Origin of the sequence: Streptacidiphilus sp. P02-A3a, from assembly GCF_014084105.1 — a bacterium.
Classification (GTDB): Bacteria; Actinomycetota; Actinomycetes; order Streptomycetales; family Streptomycetaceae; genus Streptacidiphilus.
Genome location: NZ_CP048289.1, coordinates 2,397,272 through 2,419,115, shown reverse-complemented (window position 1 = coordinate 2,419,115; position 21,844 = coordinate 2,397,272). Strand labels below are relative to the sequence as shown.

Sequence of the window (21,844 nt, the reverse complement as noted above, 5' to 3'; positions counted from 1 at the left end):
GTCCACCACGCACGACTGCAACCCGGCTGACATTACGTCACCCTGGCGTGGGGTGGGATACGACGGATCGTACGTGTCCCGCTGTGGCGCTTCGGTGCATGCTGGAGATGTGGCGGAACCGTACCCGCCTAGGCGTCGGCCCGGCCGCATCCCCCGTCAGCTGGGCCGACGCACGGTTCCACCACTCTCGTCACGCCCGCACCCGCGCCGTTCCAGGCTGCCCGCCGCGCGGGCGCCGCAGGCGACGTCCCCGGGGCGGACGGTCCGTGCTGCTGCTTAACTGGTCTTGAACGGCATTCCATCGACGCGCCGTTCCACCGACGCGCCGTTCCACCGACGAGGGACACGATGAGCGATCAGCCCGGCCGCCGCCCGGCGCGGCCCCGCGAGGAGGTGTTCGCGGCGGCCATGACGGCCATCGCCGAACACGGGCTCGCCGCGCTGACGATGGCCGGGCTCGGCCGCCAGGTCAGGATGAGCGCCGGGCACCTGCTCTACTACTTCGGCAGCAAGGACCAGTTGCTGCTGGAGACACTGCGCTGGAGCGAGACCCAGCTCGGCGAGCGCCGCCGCGCCGCGCTGGACGCTCCCGCCCCGGCCGGTCGGCGGCTCGCCGACTACATCGACCTCTACCTGCCGACCGGCGCGGGCGACCCGCGCTGGACGCTGTGGATCGAGGTGTGGGGCCGCTCCCTCGCCGACGAGCGGATGCGGGTCGGCCAGGCCGAGATCGAGGCCGTCTGGCGGGCGGACCTGATGGAGCTGCTGCGGCAGGGCATCGCGGCCGGGGAGTTCCGCGCGGTGCTCCCGGAGCGGTTCGCCGTGCGGCTGAGCGCGCTCCTGGACGGCTTCGGCACACCGATCGTGGTGGGGCTGCCCGGAACCGACCGGGCCTTCGCGCTGGACCACATCGAGGAGTTCCTGGACGACTCCCTTCGCCTGCCCTGACCACCGGACGGACAGGCCGCCCGGCGGTGGTCGCGGGGCCACCGGGAATACGTGGACGAATGTCCGAGCGGTCGCATAGCATCAGCGGCCTCCCGCCGCAAAGAGGAGCGGGCTGATCTGCTGGAGCATCCGGTGCTGTGTCCGTCCTGCTCGACTTCCTATCTCGACCCTTACGGACGCTGCCCCACCTGCGGCTTCGTGGGCGTACCGCCCACCGCCGCCGGGCCGATGATGATAATGGGCCAGCCGCCGAAGGCCCCCACCGGCCTCGCCATCGCGACGCAGGTCCTGCTCGGTGTCCAGGCGTTCACCGGCGTCGGCGCACTCGTCTCCGACGGCATACAGTTCGCCTCCCTGGAGCAGAACGGGGACGTCAGCACACCGGCGAGCGTGATCGGCGGGTTCTCGGCGCTGCTGACCGTGCCGACCGGGGTGGCCACCATCGTCCTGTTCATCATCTGGTGCCACACAGCCCGCTCCAACGCCGACGTGATACTCCCCCGCAGCCGCACCTACGCGCGCGGCTGGGCGATCGGTGGCTGGTTCGTCCCGATCGGCTGGTTCTGGATCCCCCGGTACGTCCTCGGCGACACCTGGGAGGCCAGCCGGCCGCTGGGCGCGGACCCGCGCCGCACCAGCACCCGTTCGGCACTGCTGAACGGCTGGTGGCTCTGCTGGTGCGGGATGTGGGTGGTGTCGCTCGTCTCAGGCATCGTCGACGGCGCGGCATCGGTGAACGCGGGCGGGACCGCGAACCTGGCGACCTCGACGCTTGAGGCCGTCTCGATCATCAGCCTGGTGGCGAGCGTGCTGCGGGTGGCCGCCGCGCTGCTCGCGCTCTTCGTCGTGCGCAAGGTCACCACGTTCCAGCAGGTGCGGATCCTCCAGGGCCCGGGCGAGGGGCACCCGTACGCCGCCGTGGCCCAGCAGCAGTACCTGCCGTACGCGCCCGCGCAGGCGGCGGGGTACCCGTACCCCGCCGGGTACCCGTACCAGGCGGCCCAGCCCTACCAGCCGGTCCAGCCCTACCAGCAGTTCCCGCAGCAGGCCCCGGCACCGAGCCCGGCACCGGTGGCCACCGCCCCCGTGCCGACCGCGCCCGCAGCCAGCACGCCCGTGGACGCGCTGCCCGTGGACGCGGTGCCCGGGCCCGTGCCGGTGGAGGCGCCCGCACCGGAGCCAGCTCCGGCTCCGGCGGCCGCGCCCGCTCCGGCCGAGGCACCCGCCGTGGATCTCGCCAAGGGCGCCGAACAGGGCTCCTGACGGGTCGTCAGTCCTCCCAGAGGGCAACCGCCGTCCGGTCCGCCGCGTATCCCTTCGCGCGGACCTGGACGTGGCGCAGGTAGTCGACCATGCCCGGCGGGTGCGGATGCGCCCAGTGGTCGGCGAGGAAGTCGGACACCGCCGGTTCCTCGCACAGCGGTTGGGCCAACCCGTCGCTGCACAGCAGCAGCACGTCCCCCGGCTCCGGCACGACCACCCGGAACCGGAACCGCCCGGGGTCCGACTCCGGCTCGGCGCTCGGCTGTTGCTGCACCAGGCGGCGCCCGGCGTACGCGTCGTACCAGGCCTCGTCCCCGAGCAGCAGCAGCGCGCCGGGGCCGACACCGAACCCGGCGCGCAGCCGGGTGGTCGGGTCGAGCGGGGCGATCAACGCGTGCAGCGCACCGGAGTTGCCCGCCTCGGAGTCGGCGCCGCGCAGCCGCACGGTCGCCCGCGCGGTCAGCCGTTGCAGGCCGTAGCGGAGGTTCTCCTGCGCTCCGGTCCGCAGGTCGCCGAGGAGTTGGGCCCGGCTGCGGCCGATCGCTGCGGCCAACTGACGGCAGGCGTCGTCGGCGACTGACGGTTCGTCAGCGGAGGAGGTGGCGATGACCACCGCCAACAGCGCGTCCGCGCCCTCGCCGAACCGTGCGGTGAGCAGCCGATCGCCCCGGTTGTCCCCCCGGTAGCGCGCGGAGTCGCCACGCACCGAGGCCGCCCGCAAGGTCATCGTGCCGTAGCGCGCACCGTCGATCACGGTGTCCGGCACCAGCGTGCCGAGGAGGTCGGGATCGGCGGACGGCAGCGCGGTGGGCTCGGGGTCGTAGGTCGGCGGACGCTCACCGACGTGCGGCAGCGCCACCGTGGCCTCCGCAGGAGGCCCGGACACGGCAGGCCTCTCGGGCCGGGCCGGGTCGGGCTCGGCCGTGGTGGCGTCGGCGTCGCCCGGCTCACCGGGCCGCTCGGGCTCCGGCGGCTCGACCGGGGCAGGCGGAGCCGACGGCGGCTCCAACTCCGGTTCCAGCTGCGGCTCCAGCTCCGCTGCACTGGACGTCGCCGAAGGCACCACCGGCGGCGGCCCCAGCCGTGGATCGGGCCGCAACGACGGGATGCGCGGCGGACGCACCGGCAACGGCGGCAACGGATCCTCGTCCTGCTCCGGCGGACGCGCATCACCACCCGACGTCCGCAGCACCCGCGTCGGCGAACTGTCGTCCCCCACCAGCGGCGGCTCCCCCGACGAGGGCGCCTCGTCCTCCGGCGGACGCGCATCACCACCGAGCGTCCGCAGCACCCGCGTCGGCGAACTGTCGTCGGCCACCGGCGGCGCGCTGTCACTGAGCGGCCGCCCGGACGCAGCCGCCTCGGCATCCGGCGGAGACGCCTCACCGCCGGACGACGGCGCCTCACTCGCGGGCGGTCGGACGCCACCCGCAGCCGGGGGCGCCTCACGGGTGTACGGGGGAAGGTTGCGGCTCGCCGGGCGGCGGGTCGTGGCCTGGCGAGGGAAGGTCGGCGTCGCAGCCCAGGGATCCGGCAGCGGCTCAACCCCGGCGGGACTCGGAGCAGCGGAACCCCCCGCCGGAGGCGCGGCGTCGGCCACCACCGTCGGCGTCGCAGCCCAGGGGTCCGGCAACGGCTCAACCCCGGCCGAATCGGCCGAATAACCGGCCGGAGGCGCCGGAGGTACCGGAGGCATCGGCGGAACCGGGGGCGCGGGGGGCGCAGGTGGCGCCGGGGGTGGGGCGCCTGCTGGGGCGTTGTCGTCCAGTAGGCCGCTCGCCGCGTCGAACCAGTCGTCGACCGTCCCCCGGCGGGAGTCCGCGCGTGGTGTGTCCGGGAGGTCGTCCCCGGGACCGGCGTAGACCTCGTCCCACCACGAGTCGCCCGCACCGCCCTGGCTGCCCATCGCTCTCCCCCTCAGTGATCGAGTCCGCTGCCTACTCACGGACGCGCTCATTCTCCATCGGCCCCGCCCGATCTCCGGGCCGAACCGGCGAATCCGGCGGCGCGCAGGGGGGATCCCCGCCGCCACCCGTCCCCGATGACTACCCCTTGGCCGTCCGACCAGGCATGATGTCGTTCGGTAGTTTCACGCCATGGCAGGATTCGGCCACCCCCGAGCAGCGGTCGGAGGGACGTCCCAGTACCAGTAGGAGATCACGTGCTCGGCTTCTTCGGATTGGACGACGAGGTCGGGTCGGTCTACCGCGTGCTGGTCGGTCAGGGTGCGGCGTCCGTCGCCCAGCTCGCCGAGCGGCTGGGGCTCGACGTCGGGCCGGTCGCGGCGACCGTGGCCGAGCTGGAGCGGCGGGGACTGGCCGCGCCCTCGCCCGAACTGCCCGGACGCTACCGGGCCGCGCCGCCCGCGATCGCCCTGGGCGCGCTGCTCTCCGAGCGGCGGCACGAGCTGAAGCAGGCCGAGCTGGCGGTGGAGTCGCTCACCCAGGAGTACCGGCGCAACGCGACCGGCGCGGCGCTGCGCGACCTGGTGGAGGTGGTGACCGGGGTGGACGCCGTCCGGCACCGCTTCGACCAGCTCCAACTCGGCGCGGAGAAGGAGATGCTGGCGCTGGTCACGCAGGTACCGGTGGCCGTCCACGGGCTGGACAACGAAGCCGAGCCGGTGGCGGTGGCGCGCGGGGTGAGCTACCGGGTGGTGCTGGAGCGGTCCGCGCTGGAGGCGCCGGGCGGGAGCCTGATCCTGTCGGAGGCGCTGGGCCGGGGCGAGCAGGTCCGGATCGTGGACAAGGTGCCGACGAAGCTGATGCTGGCCGACCGCTCGGTCGCGATGCTGCCGCTGGCGCCGCTCGATGCCCCCGGGGAGCCTGCCGCGATGGTGATCCGGGCGGGCGGGGTGCTGGAGGCCATGGTGGGCCTGTTCGAGTCGGTCTGGGCGCAGGGCCTGCCGATCCGGCTGACCGACTCCGGCGAGTTGCGGACCGACGAGGCGCAGCAGCCGGACGCCGTGGACCTCCAGGTGCTGTCGCTGCTGCTGGTCGGCATGACCGACGTGAGCGTCGCCAAGCAGCTCGACCTGGGCCTGCGCACGGTGCAGCGCCGGGTCAAGCGGCTGATGGACCTCGCCGGGCTGACCACCCGGATGCAGCTCGGCTGGCACGCCTACGAGCGCGGCTGGGTGGTCCGGCACTGACGATCGGGCCGGGCCCGGGTGAGGACCCGGGTGAGGACCCGGGCCGGGCCCGGATGAGAGGCCGGGGATCTCGGCGCCAGCCCCCGATCGGCGGAGCCTCTAAGCTTTGCCGCATGCCTGAGTCAGCCACCACACCCCGCGAGCCCGTCCCGGAGGCCGCTGCCGGCCCCGCCGTCGACCCGGCGCAGGTACAACGTCTCACCGACGTGGTGACCCGCCTGCGCCGCGCACTGCGCAGCAGCATCCGCACCGAGTACCCCTGGGAGTCCCTGCCCATGGCGCAGGTCGAGCTGCTCCAGACGCTCGCCATCGAGCCGCTGCGGGTCGGCGAACTGGCCGCCCGGCAGCGGCTGGCGCCGAACACCGTGAGCGGACTCATCGGCAAGCTGCTGGACGCCGGTTTCGTGGACCGGCAGGCCGACCCGGGCGACCGCAGGACCGCGCGGATCGCGCTGACCGAGGCCGGGCACCGGCAGCTCGCGGACTGGCAGCGGGCGCACGAGCGGCGGATGGCCACCGCGCTGGCGGCGATCTCGCCGCAGGACAGCGCGGCGATCATCAGCGCCCTCGGCGGCCTGGAGCAACTGGCCCTGGCCCTGGGCAGCGAAGCCGCCGGGGACTAGCCGGGAACCAGGGAACCAGGGCTCAGGCACCGGTCGGCGGCCGGGCCCGTGGGCCGGGGCCCTCAGCCGAACAGCGTCTGGTCAGCCGCCTCCAGCCGCAGCAGCAGCCGTTTCGCGTCGAGCCCGGCGGCGAAGCCGGTGAGCGAGCCGTTCGCGCCGATGACCCGGTGGCAGGGGCGGATGATCAGCAGCGGGTTCGCGCCGACCGCCCCGGCCACCGCGCGTACCGACGACGGGCGCTGCCCGGCCGCCGCCGTGAGCTCCCCGTAGGTGACGGTCTCGCCGTAGGGGACGTCGTCGAGCGCGTCCCAGACCCGGCGGCGGAACTCGCTGCCGCGCGGGGCCAGCGGCAGGTCGAACTCCTGGAGGCTGCCGTCGAAGTAGGCGGTCAACTGCTCGGTGACGGCGGCGAAGGGGGCCGGGTCGGCCCGCCAGTCGGGGTCGGGGGCGCTGCGCTGGCCCCGGGTGTTGGGGGCGAGCAGCGCGGTGAGCGCGCCGTCCTGGTCCGCGACCAGCAGCAGCGGGCCGAGCGGGGAGTCCACGGTGGTGTGCAGCAGTGACTCTTCGGTGAGTTGACTGGTCATCAGTTGATCCTCGCGGCAAGGTGGTCAGCGGAATCCCGGGCGTCGCCGAGGGCGGCCCAGAGGTGGTGTACGGCGTAGGAGCGCCAGGGGCGCCAGGTGTTGGCGTCGACGTCCTCCGGGGCCAGCGCGGCGCGCAGCCCGTGGCGGACGCCGATGTCGGTCGGCAGGTACGCGTCCGGGTCGCCGAGCGCGCGCATCCGCACGTAGGAGACGGTCCACGGACCGATGCCGGGCAGCGCCAGCAGGTCGGCGGCGGCCTGTTCGCGGTCCACGCCGGGACTGAGGTCGACCGCGCCCGAGGCCAGCGCCGCGCACAGGCCGCGTACCGCCCGCTGCCGGGCCCTGGGCATGGCCAGGTCCGCGTCGGCGGCCTCGGCGAGGGCCGCGCTGCTCGGGAACAGCCTGGTCAGGCCGCCACTGGGGGCGGGCAGCGGCTCGCCGTAGCGCTCGGCGAGGCGTCCGGCGAGGGTGCGCGCGGCGGCCACCGAGATCTGCTGGCCGAGCACCGCCCGGACCGCGAGCTCCTGCGGGTCGACGTGCCCGGGCGAGCGCAGTCCGGGACGGGCGGCGGCCAGCGGGGCGAGCCAGGGGTCGGCGCCGAGCGCCCGGTCCACCGCGTCCGGGTCGGCGTCGAGGTCGAACAGCGCGCGCAGCCGCTGCACGGCGGTGGTGAGGTCGCGCAGCGCGGTGAGCCGAAGTCGGCAGTCGAGCCAGCCCTGCGGGCGGCGCGGCTGGTCGACCTCGACCACGCCGGGACCGCCGGGCAGCCCGAGCGTGCGCCGGTACGTCCGGGCGCCGCCCGGACCGATGGTGATCTCCTCGACGCCGGGCACCGCGCGCAGCGCCAGGAAGTCGAACAGGTGCGCGGCGTCCAGGGGTTCGCGGTGCGCGAGCCGCAGCGGGATGGTCCCGGGGAGCGCCCCCCGGCGTCCCGGCCGGTGCCGCAGCTCGGTCGGGGTCAGCCCGTAGACGGCCTGCATGGTCTCGTTGAACTGCCGGACGCTGGCGAACCCGGCCGCGAACGCGGCGTCGGTCGCGCTGAGGTCGGTGGTCTGCAGCAGCAGCCGCGCGGTGTGCGCGCGCTGTGAGCGGGCCAGCGCCTGCGGTCCGGCACCGAGTTCGGCGACGAGTTCGCGGGTCAGGTGGCGCTCGCTGTAGCCGAGCCGGGCGGCGAGTCCGGCGACGCCCTCGCGGTCCACCACCCCGTCGCCGATCATCCGCATCGCCCGCCCGACCAGGTCGGCCCGGACGTTCCAGGCCGGGGAGCCGGGCACGGCGTCCGGACGGCAGCGGCGGCAGGCCCGGTAGCCGGCCCCCTGGGCGGCGGCGGCGGTCGGGTAGAAGTGGACGTTCTGCCGCTTCGGGGTGGTCGCCGGGCAGCTGGGACGGCAGTAGATGCCGGTGGTCCGGACCGCCGTGAAGAAGACGCCGTCGAAGCGTGCGTCGCGGCTGCTCACGGCTCGGTAGCTGGTGTCTTCGTCTATCACGCTGTCCAGTGTGCGGCATCGCCGAGGCTCCGACTGGCGGCGATCGGACACGGCAGTCGGGCCGGGCCGGGCCCCCGTCGGCAGCCGTGAACCGCCATGAACCGCTGTGAACCGCCGCTAACCGCCACCAACCGCCGCCAACCGCCGCTCGCGGCCACGGCCGGGTGGCGGGATCTTCACGACCAGCGGCGTTCACGCCACTCGCGGCGGACCGCCGCGCCGCCCGATGATCAGTGCATCCGCACCGCGACCAGCACACCCGCACCGCGCCGACCGGACAGGACCCCGCGATGACCTCCAGCACCACCCCCACCAGCGCCGTCCTCGGCGTCCCGGCCGCCGGGCCCGCCACGGCCGCCGCCCACTTCGCCACCCGGCTCGCGTTCGAGGCCGACGTCTCCGACGTCCACGCGGACCTGGCGGCGGGCGTCCCCGGCATCGTCGTGGTCGACTCCCGCAGCGATGCCTCCTGGGCGCAGGGGCACATCCCCGGCGCGCTGCACATCCCCACGGCGCGCGTCGCCGAGCTCGCGCCGGTCCTGGTCGACCCCGCGCTCACCGTGGTCGCCTACTGCTGGGGCCCCGGCTGCAACGGCGCCACCCGGGCCGCCCTCGCCTTCGCCCGGCTCGGCTACCAGGTCAAGGAGATGCTGGGCGGCTTCGAGTACTGGGTCCGCGAGGGCTTCGGCTACGAGAGCGCCACCGGCGCCGGGCAGCGGCCGATCGACGACCTCACCGCGCCCCGCTCCGGCATCTCCTGCGCCTGCTGAACTCCCGTCAGGGTCGGCTCACTTGAAGCACTTGAAGGTGATGCTCACTTGAAGGTGATGGTGACGCTGGTGAAGCCGAGCGAGCGGAGCAGCCCGGTGAGCATCTGCCGGGTGTTCGTCTCCGCCCGCCCGGTCAGGCCGCTGGAGTCCGCCGCGGTCTGGATCTTCTGCGCGGCCAGGATGGTGAGCTTCTGCTGGTCGCCCGGGTTGCCGGAGAAGAAGTCGCCGATCCGGTTGAACAGGCCCCGGTTCTGCGCGAAGACGTACGACTGCGCGGGGTTGAGCGCGGTCTGGCCGAGTTGGGCGGCCGGGAGCGCGATGGTCGCCGTACGGCGGTCGGCGGAGACCGTCACCGCGGCCTTGCCCAGGTCCACGAAGGACTGCACGGTGCCGCCCGCGACGTACAGGGTGTCGCTGCCGAGCAGCGCCGACGGCAGGTAGTCGGCCTCCTGCTGAAGGTTCACCACGATCTGGAAGTTGCCGGTGGCCGCGTCGTAGTCGCTCATGTTCTGGATGGACTGGAGCACCGCCGGTTGGCTGCGGTCCACGGTGGTGGTGCCGAAGGGGTTGGGCAGGCCCGGCAGCCAGTCGAACTTCGCGGCGGCCAGGAACAGGGCGACGATCACCGCGAAGGTGATCGGGATGCTCAGGTACCAGGGCAGGCCCCGCCGCGAGGAGCGGCGGCGGTCGGAGTCGGGTCCGGGCTCGGCGGCGGACCCGGTCCGGCCGGTGGTACCACGCAGGGACGGCATCGGCTTCTCCCTCACAGTCGGCGTTCCGTAGCCATACGCCTACCCGCCGACGCGGAAACCAGCACTGCCGAAACCGCCGCCGAACCGCCGCCGAAACCACTGGCCGAACCGTTCCGAACCGGTCCGAAGCGGCCGAAAGCACCGCCGACCGCGCGCCCGGCCCGCTACGCCCCGGGCTCGTCGTCCCGCCGGTCCCGGCGACCGCGCCGCTTGCGGGGCTCGCGCTGCTCGTCGTCCTCCGGCGGCGGGTAGGGCCGCCGCCGGTGCTCCACGCCCCCGGCCTGGATCCGGCGGCGCAGGTCGGTCGGCGGCAGGAAGTCCGCCCAGCGCTCCGGGTACTCGGCCGGGGCCTCCCCCTCCATCTCCTCGCCCGACGGCGGCGGGTTGGCGGCCTTGTTGCGCACCGCGGCGCGCCGCGCCTCGGCCCGGCGGACCAGCTCCGCCGCCGCCTCCTCGCGGGCCCGCTCGTTCTCGGCGCGGGCCTGCTCGGTGGCGCGGCTGGGCCACATCCGGTCGACCGAGGCGTTCATCGCCGCGCCGATCAGCACCGCCAGCGCGGTCACCCCGATCCACAGCAGCACCGCGACCGGCGCCGCCAGCGAGGCGTACACGGTGACGCCCTCGACCGAGTGCACCAGGTACAGCCGCAGCAGGGCGCTGCCGATGGCGAGCACCAGCAGCGCCGCCAGCGCGCCCGGCAGGTCCTCCTTCCACGGCGTCCGGACCGGCACCGACACGTGGTAGAGCGTGGTCAGGAAGACGATGGAGAGCACCAGCGCGGACGGCCAGTACAGCGCGTGGACCAGTCCGGCCGCCGCCGGGAGCGCCCGGACCACCAGTCCGGGCCCGGCGACCAGCAGCGGCAGCACGATGGTGCTGACGACCAGCGCCACTATGTACAGGCCCAGCGACAGGACCCGGGTGTGGATGATGCCGCGGTTGCCCTCCAGCCCGTACATGATGGTGACGGTCTCGACGAAGACGTACAGCGCCCGCGAGCCCGACCACAGCGCCAGCATGAAGCCGATGGAGATCAGGTCCGGGCGGCCGGTGGCGAAGACGCTGTGCAGCAGCGGTTTGACCACCTGGTCGATGGACGACTGGGAGAGCACCACCCCGGCCGCGTTCAGGATGTCGGTCTCGACCACCTGGATGGTGGCGGAGCTCAGGTAGCCGAGGGTGCCCGCGACGCACAGCAGCAGCGGCGGCACGGACATCAGCGTGAAGAACGCGACCTCGGCGGCGAGCCCGGTGACCCGGTACTCCATGCAGGTGTTGGTGGTGTCCTTGATCAGCGTCCAGCCGATGCTCAGGTACGCGGAGCCGCGCCCGCGCCTGGCCGAGCGACGGGAACGCCGCGCCCGGTGACGGGACGTTCGTGAAGGTTCACCTGCTGACTGCACACCCGTGAGCGTATCCAACCCGGTGGCCGGACCTCGGCACTGGCCGTCGGCGGCGGTCGTGCACCGGACGGACCAGTCCGGCTCGCGGGGCGGCCCGCGGCCGCCCACGGTGGTGGCAGGAGGCCCGGGCGGACCGGGGCCGTGGACGTGAGGGCGGACCTGGTGAGAAGGATTGAGGGGCGGGCTGCCGCTCCGGCCGGTCGCGGTCGGCTGGCGATGGCGGCGGCAGTAGTGCTGGCCGCGGGCGGACTGACGGCCCTGTCGGCGTGCGGGAGTTCGGGCAACGGGTCGAGCGGCGCCTCGGCCGAGGCCTCGTCGCTGGCCTCGGCGCTGTCGTCGGCGACCGCCGGGTTCTCCGGCGAGCCGCCGTCGGCGCTGGCGTCCAAGGCCGCGTCCGCCGTCGCCTCGGCCTCGGACCGGGCGTCCTCGGCGGCGGCCGCCGCGTCCTCGTTCGAGGCCTCGGTCTCGGCGGCGGGGGCGAAGGCCAGCCAGGCGGCGGTGGCGGCGCTGGGCTCGGTCTCCGGGGCGGGCAACGCCACCGGTGACGTGAAGCTCACCGGGGTACCGACGGCGAGTTCCGGCGGGCTGCACGCGGTGGTCGTGAACATCACCAACCACAGCGGGGCGACCGCCTCCTACGCCGTGAAGATCGACTTCGACGACAGCTCCGGCAGGACCGTGGACACCGCGGTCGTCGGGGCGCAGGACCTGGCGGCGGGCCGGACCGCGACCCCGGTGGCCTTCAGCCGAGAACCCGCGGCGACGGCGCTGGTCCCCAAGGTCGCCCAGGCCCAGCGGTACTGACTCGTCGGCAGCGGAGGAGCGCAGAGGAGGACGGGTTGTCGAGTGAGCCGCACGGGTCGACGCCCTGGCGCGACGGCCGGACTCCCGAGGGCGGCGGCGCGCCGCGCGGCCGACGGCGGCGGCCGGCGGCGCGGCTGCGGGTGGTGCGCCGCGCGCCGTCCTGGGGCGCCGTCGCCGGGGCACTGCTGTGCTACTCGGTCTCGCTGACCCCGTCGCTGCTGCCCCGGGCCTGGTGGCTCCAGGGGCTGTGCGCCGGGGTGACGGCGGTGATCGGCTACGCGGCCGGGGCCCTCCTCGGCTACCTGGTCGGCCGACTGTGGCGGCTGTGGCGGGACCGGCCGGACGATCCCCGGCTGCGGCGGACGGCCTGGTGGCTGCTGGCCGCCGTCGGACTGGCCGGGGTGGTCGTGGTGACCGCGTTCAGCGCCCGCTGGCAGGAGGACGTGCGCCGGGCGGTGTCGCTGTCGGCGCACGTGCCGTGGCTCGGCTGGACGGCGGTACCGCTGGTGGCGCTGCTGGTGGGCGGCCTGCTGGTGCTGCTCGCCCGGCTGCTGCGGCTGGCCACCGGGCTGATCGCCCGCCTCCTGTCGCCGTACCTGCCCAGGGCGGTGGGCTACGGGGTGGGTGTGGTGGTGCTGGCGTTCGTCACCGTCGGCGTGGTGCAGGGCTTCCTGCTGTCCGCCGCGCTGGACGTGGCCGAGAACGCCGCCTCGCTGGCCGACAGCGGCACCCGTCCGGGCATCGTCCAGCCGCGGCTGCCGACCCTGTCCGGCAGTCCCGCCTCCGCCGAGTCCTGGGACAGCCTCGGCTTCCAGGGCCGGAACTTCGTCGGCGAGGCGCCGACCCGGGCGGAGCTGGCGGACTTCAGCGGGCGCCCGGCGATGGACCCGGTCCGGGTGTACGTCGGGCTGCGGGCCGCCGACACGCTGGCCGGACGGGCCGCGCTGGCGGTGTCGGAGCTGGAGCGCACCGGCGGCTTCGGCCGCAAGGTGCTGGCGGTGATGGCCACCACCGGCAGCGGCTGGGTCAACCCGCAGACCACCGCCCCGCTGGAGTTCATGTACGGCGGCGACAGCGCGCTGGTCGCGGTGCAGTACTCGTACCTGCCGAGCTGGGTGTCGGTGCTGACCGAGGACGAGGCGGCGGACGCGGGCAGGGCGCTGTTCGACGCGGTGTACGCCAAGTGGTCCACACTGCCCCCGGCCGACCGGCCCAAGCTGGTGGTCTTCGGCGAGAGCCTCGGCTCCTACGCCACCGAGCAGGCCTTCCACGGCAGCCTGGCGGAGCTCAGCGCCCGCACCGACGGCGCGCTGCTGGTCGGCCCGACCTACGACAACCCGATGTGGAAGCGGCTCACCGCCGAGCGCACGCCGGGCAGCCCGGCCTGGCGTCCGGTCGTCGGCGGCGGCGCGACCGTCCGCTTCGCCCAGTTCCCGGCCGACCTGGACCTCCCGGCCGGTCCCTGGGACCCGCCGCGCACGCTGTACCTGCAGAACGGCTCGGACCCGATCGTCTGGTGGTCGCCCGGCCTGGCCGTGCACCGTCCGGACTGGCTGGACCGGCCCCGGGCGGCGGACGTCTCCTCGGCGATGCGCTGGTACCCGCTGATCACCTTCTGGCAGGTGGCCTGCGACCTGGTGGACGCGAACGGGGTGCCGGACAACCACGGCCACCGCTACGGCACCATGCCCGCCACCGGCTGGGCGGCGGTGGTCCCGCCGCCGGGCTGGACGGTGGGCGACACCGCCCGGCTGGAGCGGCTGATGGCGTCCCGGGTGCAGCGGTGAGCAGGCCGCTGGACGGCGCCGGACCGCACGGGCGCTTCAGCCTCCGCGACCGGACCGACCTGGCCACGGTCGCGGCGGTGCTGGTGCTGGTCGTCACCAACCTGTCGAACAACCGCTGGTTCAACTCCTGGGGCCTGCTGACCGGCGCGCTCACCGTCGTGGTGCTGTACGGCCTGGTCCGCTGGGCCGGGGGCGGCCGGACCGAGTTGGGCCTGGCCCGGGGCACGCTGGCCCGGGGCGCGGCCTGGGCGCTGTCGATCATCGGCGTGGTGGGCGCGGTGTACCTGGCCGGGGCGCTGCTGCCGGTCACCCGCGACCTGTTCGCGGACCAGCGGAACAACGCCCTGAGCGGCGGCGAGCTGGCCGCCAAGGTGCTGTTCTACGTCCCCTTCGGGACGGTGCTGCTGGAGGAGTTCGCGTTCCGGGGCACCCTGTACGGGCTGGTCCGGCGGCGCCACGGGACGCTCTGGGCGACCGGGGTGTCCTCGTTCCTGTTCGGCCTGTGGCACATCCTGCCCTCGCTGCACCTGGCCACCGAGAAGCCCGCGCTGACCCCGGTGTTCGGCAGCTCCCCGGTGGGCGCGATCGTCGCCGACGCCGCCGCGGTGGTCTTCACCGGCCTCGGCGGCGCGGTCTTCTGCGAGCTGCGGCGGCGCAGCTCCAGCCTGCTGGCGCCGATGGGGATGCACTGGGCGACGAACGCCCTCGGCTACATCGCCGCCTACGCCACCGCGCACCCGCACTGACGGACTCGGCCCCGGTCTGCCCGATGGTGTGGAACTCGCGGCCCCACCCGCCTACGGTGGGGGCATGGCGACCACCCACAGCGTCAGCAACCAGGTCCCGCCGCTCGTCGGCTACGACGTCTTCGGCGCCGACCGCGCCCTGTCCGAGGGCGTGGCCCGGTATGCCGCGCCGCGGCGGCTCGCGGAGATCACCGCCGAGTTGGGCGGGCTGGGCCGGACCGCCGGGTCCGCCGAGGCGCGGCTGTGGGGCGAGCAGGCCAACGCCAACGAACCGGTGCTGCGCACCCACGACCGCTACGGCAACCGGATCGACGAGGTCGAGTTCCACCCCGCCTGGCACTCGCTGCTGACCACCGCCGCCGCGGCCGGGCTCACCGGCGACGCCTGGACCAGGCCGGACGGCCACCTGCGCCGGGCGGCGGGCTTCCTGGTCTGGTCGCAGGCGGAGTCCGGGCACGGCTGTCCGGTGTCGATGACCCACGCCGCGGTGCCCGCGCTGCGCACCGACCCGGCGCTGGCCGCGCAGTGGGTGCCCCGGCTGACCTCCCGCCGGTACCAGCCGGGGCTGCTGCCGCCGCAGGACAAGGCCGGGTGCCTGGCCGGGATGGGCATGACCGAGAAGCAGGGCGGCTCCGACGTCCGCGCCAACACCACCCGGGCGGAGCCGCTGGCGGCGGCCGGGGAGTACCTGCTGACCGGGCACAAGTGGTTCTGCTCCGCGCCCATGTCGGACGTCTTCCTGGTGCTGGCGCAGGCCCCCGGCGGGCTGAGCTGCTTCGTGCTGCCCCGGGTGCTGCCGGACGGCAGCCGCAACACCTTCCTGGTCCAGCGGCTCAAGGACAAGCTGGGCAACCGCTCCAACGCCTCCTCCGAGGTGGAGTTCGACGGCACCTGGGCGCAGCTGCTGGGTGAGGAGGGGCGCGGGGTGGCCACCATCATCGAGATGGTGGCGGCGACCCGGATGGACTGCGTGCTCGGCTCGGCCTCGCTGATGCGGCAGGCGGTGGCGCAGGCCACCCACCACGCGGCGTACCGGGCCGCCTTCGGCGGGCCGCTGATCGACAAGCCGCTGATGCGGAACGTGCTGGCGGACCTGGCGCTGGAGTCGGAGGCGGCGACCGCCACCGCGCTGCGGCTGGCCGCGTCCTTCGACCTGGACACCCCGCAGGAGCGCGACTTCCGCCGGATGGCGGTCGCGGTGTCCAAATACTGGATAACGAAGCGCTGCCCGGTGGTCGCCGCCGAGGCGCTGGAGTGCCTGGGCGGGAACGGCTACGTGGAGGAGTCGGGGATGCCCCGGCTGTTCCGCGAGTCGCCGCTGAACTCGGTCTGGGAGGGCTCGGGCAACGTCAACGCGCTCGACGTGCTGCGGGTGCTGACCCGCGAGCCGCGCGCGGTGGCGGCGTTCACCGCCGAGCTGCGACTGGCCGAGGGGGTGGACCGCTCCTTCGACGCCGCGCTCAAGGAACTGCTGGCCGAGCTCGCCGACCCGGCCCTGGCGGACGGCCTGGAACTGCGGGCCCGCCGGGTGGTGGAGCGGCTGGCGCTGCTGCTCCAGGGTTCGCTGCTGCTGCGGCACGCGCCCGCTCCGGTAGCGGACGCCTTCTGCGCCTCGCGTCTGGGCGGCGACTGGGGCTCGACCTTCGGCACGCTACCGGCCTCGGCCGCCGCCTCGTTGGCCGGGATAGTCGACCGCGCCCGGCCCCGGACCGGCGCAACCACCGCCTGATCTCATCATCTGAAACACTTTTGTTCGCATTCTGGACGCTTGTGGACGACAGAAAGCTCTACGTGCGACGCTTCTGCCATGTCTGGTGCCGGAACTTCCCTGGTCGGTCGACTCCACGTCGACCTCGGCCGCATGTCCAGCGCCATCTGTCCGGCGTCCTGAAGCCCCTGCCGTTCACCGCCTGCAATCGCTCCGCCGACCAGGTCTGACCAGGCCGCCACCCGCCGGCACCGCGGCTCCGAGCTGCTCGCTGCCGTCGCGCGGACCAGGCTCCGACGAATACCACCAGGCCCCCTGCCTCTTGCCGAAGGACTGCGCCCATGGCCACCGACCCGACCCAAGACGACGCCTCCGCGCGCCGCCCGGCGGCGACCCGCAAGGTCACCCGCCACCGCGGTGAGGGCCAGTGGGGCATGGGGCACTTCACCCCGTTGAACGGCAACGAGCAGTTCAAGCGGGACGACGACGGTCTCAACGTGCGGACACGCATTGAGACGATCTACTCCAAGCTCGGCTTCGACTCGATCGACCCGAACGACCTGCGCGGGCGGATGCGCTGGTGGGGGCTGTACACCCAGCGCAAGGCGGGGATCGACGGCGGCAAGACCGCGATCCTGGAGCCGCACGAGCTGGAGGACGAGTACTTCATGCTCCGGGTCCGGATCGACGGCGGCCGGCTGACCACCGCTCAGCTGCGCGCCATCGGCGAGGTCTCCGAGACCTACGCCCGGGGCACCGCCGACATCACCGACCGGCAGAACATCCAGCTGCACTGGATCCGGATCGAGGACGTCCCGGCGATCTGGCAGAAGCTGGAGGCCGTCGGCCTGTCCACCACCGAGGCCTGCGGCGACTGCCCCCGGGTGATCATCGGTTCGCCGGTGGCCGGCATCGCCCAGGACGAGATCATCGACGGCACCCCGGCCGTGGACGAGATCCACCGCCGCTACATCGGCAACCAGGAGTTCTCGAACCTGCCGCGGAAGTTCAAGACCGCGGTCTCCGGCTCGCCGGTGCAGGACGTCGTGCACGAGATCAACGACATCGCCTTCGTCGGCGTGGTCCACCCGGAGCACGGCCCCGGCTTCGACCTGTGGGTCGGCGGCGGCCTGTCCACCAACCCCCGGCTGGCCGAGCGCCTCGGCGCCTGGGTGCCGCTGGACGAGGTGGCGGACGTCTGGGCGGGCGTGGTCGGCATCTTCCGCGACTACGGCTACCGGCGGCTGCGCACCCGCGCCCGGCTCAAGTTCCTGATGGCCGACTGGGGGCCCGAGAAGTTCCGCCAGGTGCTGGAGGACGAGTACCTGAAGTACAAGCTGGTCGACGGCCCGGCCCCGGCCGAGCCCAGCACCCGGTGGCGCGACCACGTCGGCGTCCACCCGCAGAACGACGGCCGCTTCTACGTCGGCTTCGCGCCCAAGGTCGGCCGGGTCGACGGCGCGCAGCTGGCGAAGATCGCCGACGTCGCCGCCGCCCACGGCTCCGACCGGCTGCGCACCACGGTCGAGCAGAAGATGATCGTGCTGGACGTCGAGGCCGACCAGGTCGACGCGCTGGTCGCCGCGCTGGAGGCGCTGGACTTCCAGGTAAAGCCCTCCCCGTTCCGGCGCGGCACCATCGCCTGCACCGGCATCGAGTTCTGCAAGCTCGCCATCGTCGAGACCAAGGGCCGCGCGCAGCACCTGATCGCCGAACTGGAGCAGCGGCTGCCCGAGTTCGACCAGCCGATCAGCATCAACCTGAACGGCTGCCCCAACGCCTGCGCCCGGATCCAGACCGGCGACATCGGCCTCAAGGGCCAGCTGGTGCTGAACAGCCAGGGCCAGCAGGTCGAGGGCTACCAGGTGCACCTCGGCGGCAGCCTCGGCTTCACCGCGGGCTTCGGCCGCAAGGTGCGCGGCCTCAAGGTCACCGCCGACGAACTGCCCGACTACGTCGAGCGGGTACTGCGCCGCTTCGACGAGCAGCGCGCCGAGGGCGAGCGCTTCGCCGAGTGGGCACTGCGCGCGGACGAGGGAGCACTGGCATGAGCGAACGCGCCGCCCCGTTCCACTGCCCCTACTGCGGCGACCAGGATCTGCGCCCCAGCGAGGCCGGTGGGCACGGCAGTTGGGAGTGCGGCAGCTGCCTCCGCGCGTTCTCGGTGAAATTCCTGGGCCTGCTCTCGGCACCCGCATCCGTTTCTGGGGGACAGACAGATGACCGCACCGACTGACATACCGCAGCGCTCGGCCGCGGAGCTGGAAGCCCTGGCCGTCGAGGCCGGGCGCGCCCTGGAGGAGGCCTCCGCGCCGGAGGTCATGCGCTGGGCGGCCGAGACCTTCGGCCGCCGCTTCGCGGTCACCTCCTCGATGGAGGACGCCGTGGTCGCCCACCTGGCCTCGACCGCCCTGCCCGGAGTGGACGTGATCTTCCTGGACACCGGCTACCACTTCGCCGAGACCATCGGCACCCGCGACGCCGTGGCCGCCGTGTACCCGGTGAACGTGATCACGCTCACGCCGCGGCAGACGGTGGCCGAGCAGGACGCCGAGTACGGGCCCCGGCTGCACGACCGGGACCCGGACCTGTGCTGCTCGCTGCGCAAGGTCGAGCCGCTGAACCGGGGCCTGGCCGGGTACGACGCCTGGGCGACCGGGCTGCGCCGGGACGAGTCGCCGACCCGGGCGAACACGCCGGTGGTCTCCTTCGACCCGAAGCGGCAGAAGGTCAAGATCGCCCCGATCGCCCGCTGGACCCAGGCGGACGTGGACGCCTACGTCGCCGAGCACGGGATCCTGCTGAACACGCTGCTGATGGACGGCTACGCGTCCATCGGGTGCGCCCCCGAGTCCTGCACCCGCCGGGTACTGGCCGGCGAGGACGCCCGCTCCGGGCGCTGGTCCGGCGCCGGCAAGACCGAGTGCGGCATCCACCTGTAACCGCCCGCCACCCCACCGTCCCCACCCTGGAGCAGAACCGATGACCACGAATGTCGACGCACCGCCCGCCACGGCGGCGGCCGTGCAGGAGTGCGGCGCCACCGTGTGGCTGACCGGCCTGCCCAGCGCCGGGAAGACCACCATCGCCCTGGCGCTGGCCGAGCGGCTGCGCGCCGAGGGCCACCGGGTGGAGGTGCTGGACGGCGACGAGGTGCGCACCTTCCTCTCGGCCGGGCTCGGCTTCACCGCCGCGGACCGCGACACCAACATCCAGCGGATCGGCTTCGTCGCCGAACTGCTGGCCTCCAACGGGGTCAAGGTGCTCGCCCCGGTGATCGCCCCCTACGCCGCCTCCCGCGCCGCCGTCGCCGCCCGGCACGCGGCCCAGGGCACCGCGTACCTGGAGGTGCACGTGGCCACCCCGGTCGAGGTGTGCTCGGTCCGCGACGTCAAGGGCCTGTACGCCAAGCAGGCCGCGGGCGAGATCAGCGGCCTGACCGGTGTGGACGACCCCTACGAGGCCCCGGACGCCCCGGACCTGCGGATCCAGGCGCACACCCAGCCCGTGGCCGACTCGGCCGACGCCCTGCACGCACTGCTGACCGAGAGGGGACTGGCGTGACCGCCACCACCGCTGCCGAGTTCGTGACCCCCGGCGAGTACAGCCACCCCTTCGCGCTGTCGCACCTGGACGCCCTGGAGGCCGAGGCCGTCCACATCTTCCGGGAGGTGGCGGGGGAGTTCGAGCGTCCGGTGATCCTGTTCTCCGGCGGCAAGGACTCCATCGTGATGCTGCACCTGGCGCTGAAGGCCTTCTGGCCCGCGCCGGTGCCGTTCGCGCTGCTGCACGTCGACACCGGGCACAACTTCCCGGAGGTGCTGGCGTACCGCGACCGCACGGTGGCCGAGCACGGGCTGCGGCTGCACGTCGCCTCGGTGCAGGAGTTCATCGACAGCGGCCGGCTGCGCGAGCGCCCGGACGGACTGCGCAACCCGCTGCAGACGGTACCGCTGCTGGCGGGCATCGAGTCGGGCAGGTTCGACGCGGTCTTCGGCGGCGGACGCCGCGACGAGGAGAAGGCCCGCGCCAAGGAGCGGGTGTTCAGCCTCCGCGACGAGTTCGGCGCCTGGGACCCGCGCCGCCAGCGCCCGGAACTGTGGTCGCTGTACAACGGCCGCCACTCCCCCGGCGAGCACGTCCGGGTGTTCCCGCTGTCCAACTGGACCGAGCTGGACGTCTGGCAGTACATCGAGCGCGAGGAGATCGACCTCCCGGCGATCTACTACGCGCACGAGCGCGAGGTCTTCACCCGCAACGGCATGTGGCTGACCGCGGGCGAGTGGGGCGGCCCCAAGCCGGGCGAGACGGTCGAGCGCCGCCTGGTCCGCTACCGCACCGTCGGCGACATGTCCTGCACCGGCGCCGTCGACTCCGACGCGGCCACCGTGGCGGACGTCATCACCGAGGTCGCCGCCAGCCGACTCACCGAACGCGGGGCCACCCGGGCCGACGACAAGATGTCCGAGGCCGCCATGGAAGACCGCAAGCGCGAGGGGTACTTCTAAACATGAGCACCGAACTGCACCACAACCCCGCTGTGGTCGGCGCCGGTTCGGCGACCGCGCTGCTGCGCTTCGCGACCGCCGGTTCCGTCGATGACGGCAAGTCAACTCTGGTCGGGCGTCTACTCCATGACTCCAAGTCAGTACTGACGGACCAACTGGAGGCGGTGACCCACGCCTCGCTCAAGCGCGGCCAGGACGCCCCCGACCTGGCGCTGCTCACCGACGGCCTGCGGGCCGAGCGGGAGCAGGGCATCACCATCGACGTGGCCTACCGCTACTTCGCCACCGCGCGGCGCCGCTTCATCCTCGCGGACACCCCCGGCCACGTGCAGTACACCCGCAACATGGTCACCGGCGCCTCCACCGCCGAACTGGCCGTGGTCCTGGTCGACGCCCGCAACGGCGTGGTCGAGCAGACCCGTCGGCACGCGGCCGTGGCCGCGCTGCTGCGGGTCCCGCACCTGGTGCTCGCGGTCAACAAGATGGACCTGGTCGACTACGCCGAGCCGGTCTTCGCGGCCATCGCCGCCGAGTTCTCCGGCTACGCCGCCTCGCTCGGGGTGCCCGACGTCGCCGCCATCCCGATCTCGGCGCTGGCCGGGGACAACGTGGTCGAACCCTCCGCCCACATGGACTGGTACGGCGGCCCGACGCTGCTGGAGCACCTGGAGACGGTCCCGGTCGGCACCGACCCCTCGGCCGAACCGGTCCGCTTCCCGGTCCAGTACGTGATCCGGCCGCAGAGCGGCGAGCACCGCGACTACCGGGGCTACGCGGGCCAGTTGGCCTCGGGCGTGCTGCGCGCCGGCGACCCGGTGACGGTGCTGCCCTCGGGCCTGACCACCACCGTGGCCGGGATCGACGTGCTCGGCAAGGACACCGGCATCGCGTACGCCCCGCAGTCGGTCACCGTCCGGCTCACCGACGACATCGACGTCTCGCGCGGGGACCTGATCTCCGGCGGCACCCCGGTCGAGCCCACCCAGGACGTCACCGCGACCGTCTCCCACCTCAACGAGCGCCCGCTGGCGGTCGGCGACCGGGTACTGCTGAAGCACACCACCCGCACGGTACGGGCAATCGTCAAAGCCATCCCGTACGCCATCGACATCGATACCCTGGAACACATCGACAACCCCGGCACGCTCCGGGTCAACGACATCGGCCGAGTCGTGCTGCGCACTGCCGAACCACTGGCGCTGGACCCGTACGCGACGAACCGCCGCACCGGCTCCTTCCTGCTGATCGACCCGGCCGACGGCACCACCCTGACCGCCGGCATGGCCGGCGAGTCCTTCTGAGCCCGGAAC

General features: G+C 73.7%; 21 protein-coding genes. 16 read left to right on the top strand and 5 right to left on the bottom strand.

Features of this window, described 5'->3' with window-relative positions:
* Window positions 1-348: 348 nt before the first annotated feature.
* Both GXP74_RS10805 and GXP74_RS10800 read left to right on the top strand, forming a co-directional pair.
* A complete protein-coding gene (locus GXP74_RS10805; protein WP_182451272.1) occupies window positions 349-948 on the top strand; it encodes a TetR/AcrR family transcriptional regulator in 600 nt (199 codons plus the stop codon).
* Window positions 949-1,185: 237 nt separating this feature from the next.
* A complete protein-coding gene (locus GXP74_RS10800) occupies window positions 1,186-2,211 on the top strand; it encodes a DUF4328 domain-containing protein (protein ID WP_182451271.1) in 1,026 nt (341 codons plus the stop codon).
* Between the two features lie 7 nt (window positions 2,212-2,218).
* Here GXP74_RS10800 and GXP74_RS10795 read toward each other — a convergent pair whose 3' ends face one another.
* Window positions 2,219-3,529 (bottom strand): protein phosphatase 2C domain-containing protein, encoded by a 1,311-nt coding sequence (locus tag GXP74_RS10795; RefSeq protein ID WP_182451270.1) that lies wholly within the window; start codon window positions 3,527-3,529, stop codon window positions 2,219-2,221.
* An 843-nt stretch (window positions 3,530-4,372) separates the two neighbouring features.
* Here GXP74_RS10795 and GXP74_RS10790 point away from each other — a divergent pair.
* Complete coding sequence (locus GXP74_RS10790) at window positions 4,373-5,362, top strand: helix-turn-helix domain-containing protein (protein WP_182451269.1); 990 nt, start codon at window positions 4,373-4,375, stop codon at window positions 5,360-5,362.
* 113 nt (window positions 5,363-5,475) lie between these two features.
* On the top strand, window positions 5,476-5,985 hold the full coding sequence (locus GXP74_RS10785) for a MarR family winged helix-turn-helix transcriptional regulator (protein ID WP_182451268.1): 510 nt from the start codon (window positions 5,476-5,478) through the stop codon (window positions 5,983-5,985).
* Between the two features lie 62 nt (window positions 5,986-6,047).
* Here the strand turns inward: GXP74_RS10785 and GXP74_RS10780 are convergent, their stop codons facing one another.
* Entirely contained in the window at window positions 6,048-6,569 is a 522-nt protein-coding gene (locus tag GXP74_RS10780) for a methylated-DNA--[protein]-cysteine S-methyltransferase (RefSeq protein ID WP_304940911.1), read from the bottom strand.
* Window positions 6,569-8,056: an AlkA N-terminal domain-containing protein gene (locus GXP74_RS10775; protein WP_182451267.1), complete on the bottom strand. Its 1,488-nt coding sequence runs from the start codon at window positions 8,054-8,056 to the stop codon at window positions 6,569-6,571. The genes GXP74_RS10780 and GXP74_RS10775 overlap by 1 nt, the downstream gene beginning before the upstream one ends.
* A 290-nt stretch (window positions 8,057-8,346) precedes the next feature.
* Here GXP74_RS10775 and GXP74_RS10770 point away from each other — a divergent pair, with 290 nt between their 5' ends.
* Window positions 8,347-8,826 (top strand): rhodanese-like domain-containing protein, encoded by a 480-nt coding sequence (locus tag GXP74_RS10770; RefSeq protein ID WP_182451266.1) that lies wholly within the window; start codon window positions 8,347-8,349, stop codon window positions 8,824-8,826.
* A gap of 44 nt (window positions 8,827-8,870) precedes the next feature.
* On the opposite strand, the gene GXP74_RS10765 is transcribed toward GXP74_RS10770, so the two are convergent.
* The gene (locus tag GXP74_RS10765; RefSeq protein ID WP_182451265.1) at window positions 8,871-9,578 is read right to left on the bottom strand and encodes a DUF4230 domain-containing protein; all 708 of its coding nucleotides are present in this window, start codon (window positions 9,576-9,578) and stop codon (window positions 8,871-8,873) included.
* A gap of 164 nt (window positions 9,579-9,742) precedes the next feature.
* A complete protein-coding gene (locus GXP74_RS10760) occupies window positions 9,743-10,981 on the bottom strand; it encodes a YihY/virulence factor BrkB family protein (protein ID WP_225447850.1) in 1,239 nt (412 codons plus the stop codon).
* Window positions 10,982-11,143: 162 nt separating this feature from the next.
* Between GXP74_RS10760 and GXP74_RS10755 the strand changes: the two genes are divergently transcribed.
* From GXP74_RS10755 to GXP74_RS10710, 11 genes are all read left to right on the top strand, one after another.
* Entirely contained in the window at window positions 11,144-11,785 is a 642-nt protein-coding gene (locus GXP74_RS10755) for a hypothetical protein (RefSeq protein ID WP_225447849.1), read from the top strand.
* Window positions 11,786-11,820: 35 nt separating this feature from the next.
* Window positions 11,821-13,572: an alpha/beta-hydrolase family protein gene (locus tag GXP74_RS10750; protein WP_182451264.1), complete on the top strand. Its 1,752-nt coding sequence runs from the start codon at window positions 11,821-11,823 to the stop codon at window positions 13,570-13,572.
* On the top strand, window positions 13,569-14,318 hold the full coding sequence (locus GXP74_RS10745; RefSeq protein ID WP_225447848.1) for a CPBP family intramembrane glutamic endopeptidase: 750 nt from the start codon (window positions 13,569-13,571) through the stop codon (window positions 14,316-14,318). Before GXP74_RS10750 ends, GXP74_RS10745 begins: the two co-directional genes overlap by 4 nt.
* Window positions 14,319-14,382: 64 nt before the next feature.
* Window positions 14,383-16,047 carry an acyl-CoA dehydrogenase family protein gene (locus GXP74_RS10740; RefSeq protein ID WP_182451263.1) on the top strand — a complete coding sequence of 555 codons (1,665 nt, stop codon included), beginning with the start codon at window positions 14,383-14,385 and terminating at the stop codon, window positions 16,045-16,047.
* 78 nt (window positions 16,048-16,125) lie between these two features.
* Entirely contained in the window at window positions 16,126-16,209 is an 84-nt protein-coding gene (locus tag GXP74_RS42075; RefSeq protein ID WP_370468545.1) for a putative leader peptide, read from the top strand.
* Between the two features lie 158 nt (window positions 16,210-16,367).
* The gene (locus GXP74_RS10735) at window positions 16,368-18,077 is read left to right on the top strand and encodes a nitrite/sulfite reductase (RefSeq protein ID WP_182451262.1); all 1,710 of its coding nucleotides are present in this window, start codon (window positions 16,368-16,370) and stop codon (window positions 18,075-18,077) included.
* Window positions 18,074-18,262, top strand: coding sequence for a hypothetical protein (locus GXP74_RS10730; RefSeq protein ID WP_182451261.1), 189 nt, complete (start codon window positions 18,074-18,076; stop codon window positions 18,260-18,262). The genes GXP74_RS10735 and GXP74_RS10730 overlap by 4 nt, the downstream gene beginning before the upstream one ends.
* Window positions 18,246-18,968: a phosphoadenylyl-sulfate reductase gene (locus GXP74_RS10725; protein WP_182451260.1), complete on the top strand. Its 723-nt coding sequence runs from the start codon at window positions 18,246-18,248 to the stop codon at window positions 18,966-18,968. Before GXP74_RS10730 ends, GXP74_RS10725 begins: the two co-directional genes overlap by 17 nt.
* A 40-nt stretch (window positions 18,969-19,008) precedes the next feature.
* Window positions 19,009-19,590 carry an adenylyl-sulfate kinase gene (gene cysC, locus GXP74_RS10720; RefSeq protein ID WP_182451259.1) on the top strand — a complete coding sequence of 194 codons (582 nt, stop codon included), beginning with the start codon at window positions 19,009-19,011 and terminating at the stop codon, window positions 19,588-19,590.
* Window positions 19,587-20,534 (top strand): sulfate adenylyltransferase subunit CysD, encoded by a 948-nt coding sequence (cysD, locus tag GXP74_RS10715; protein ID WP_225447847.1) that lies wholly within the window; start codon window positions 19,587-19,589, stop codon window positions 20,532-20,534. Before cysC ends, cysD begins: the two co-directional genes overlap by 4 nt.
* Before the next feature lie 2 nt (window positions 20,535-20,536).
* On the top strand, window positions 20,537-21,835 hold the full coding sequence (locus GXP74_RS10710; protein WP_182451258.1) for a sulfate adenylyltransferase subunit 1: 1,299 nt from the start codon (window positions 20,537-20,539) through the stop codon (window positions 21,833-21,835).
* The last annotated feature ends 9 nt before the right edge of the window (window positions 21,836-21,844 follow it).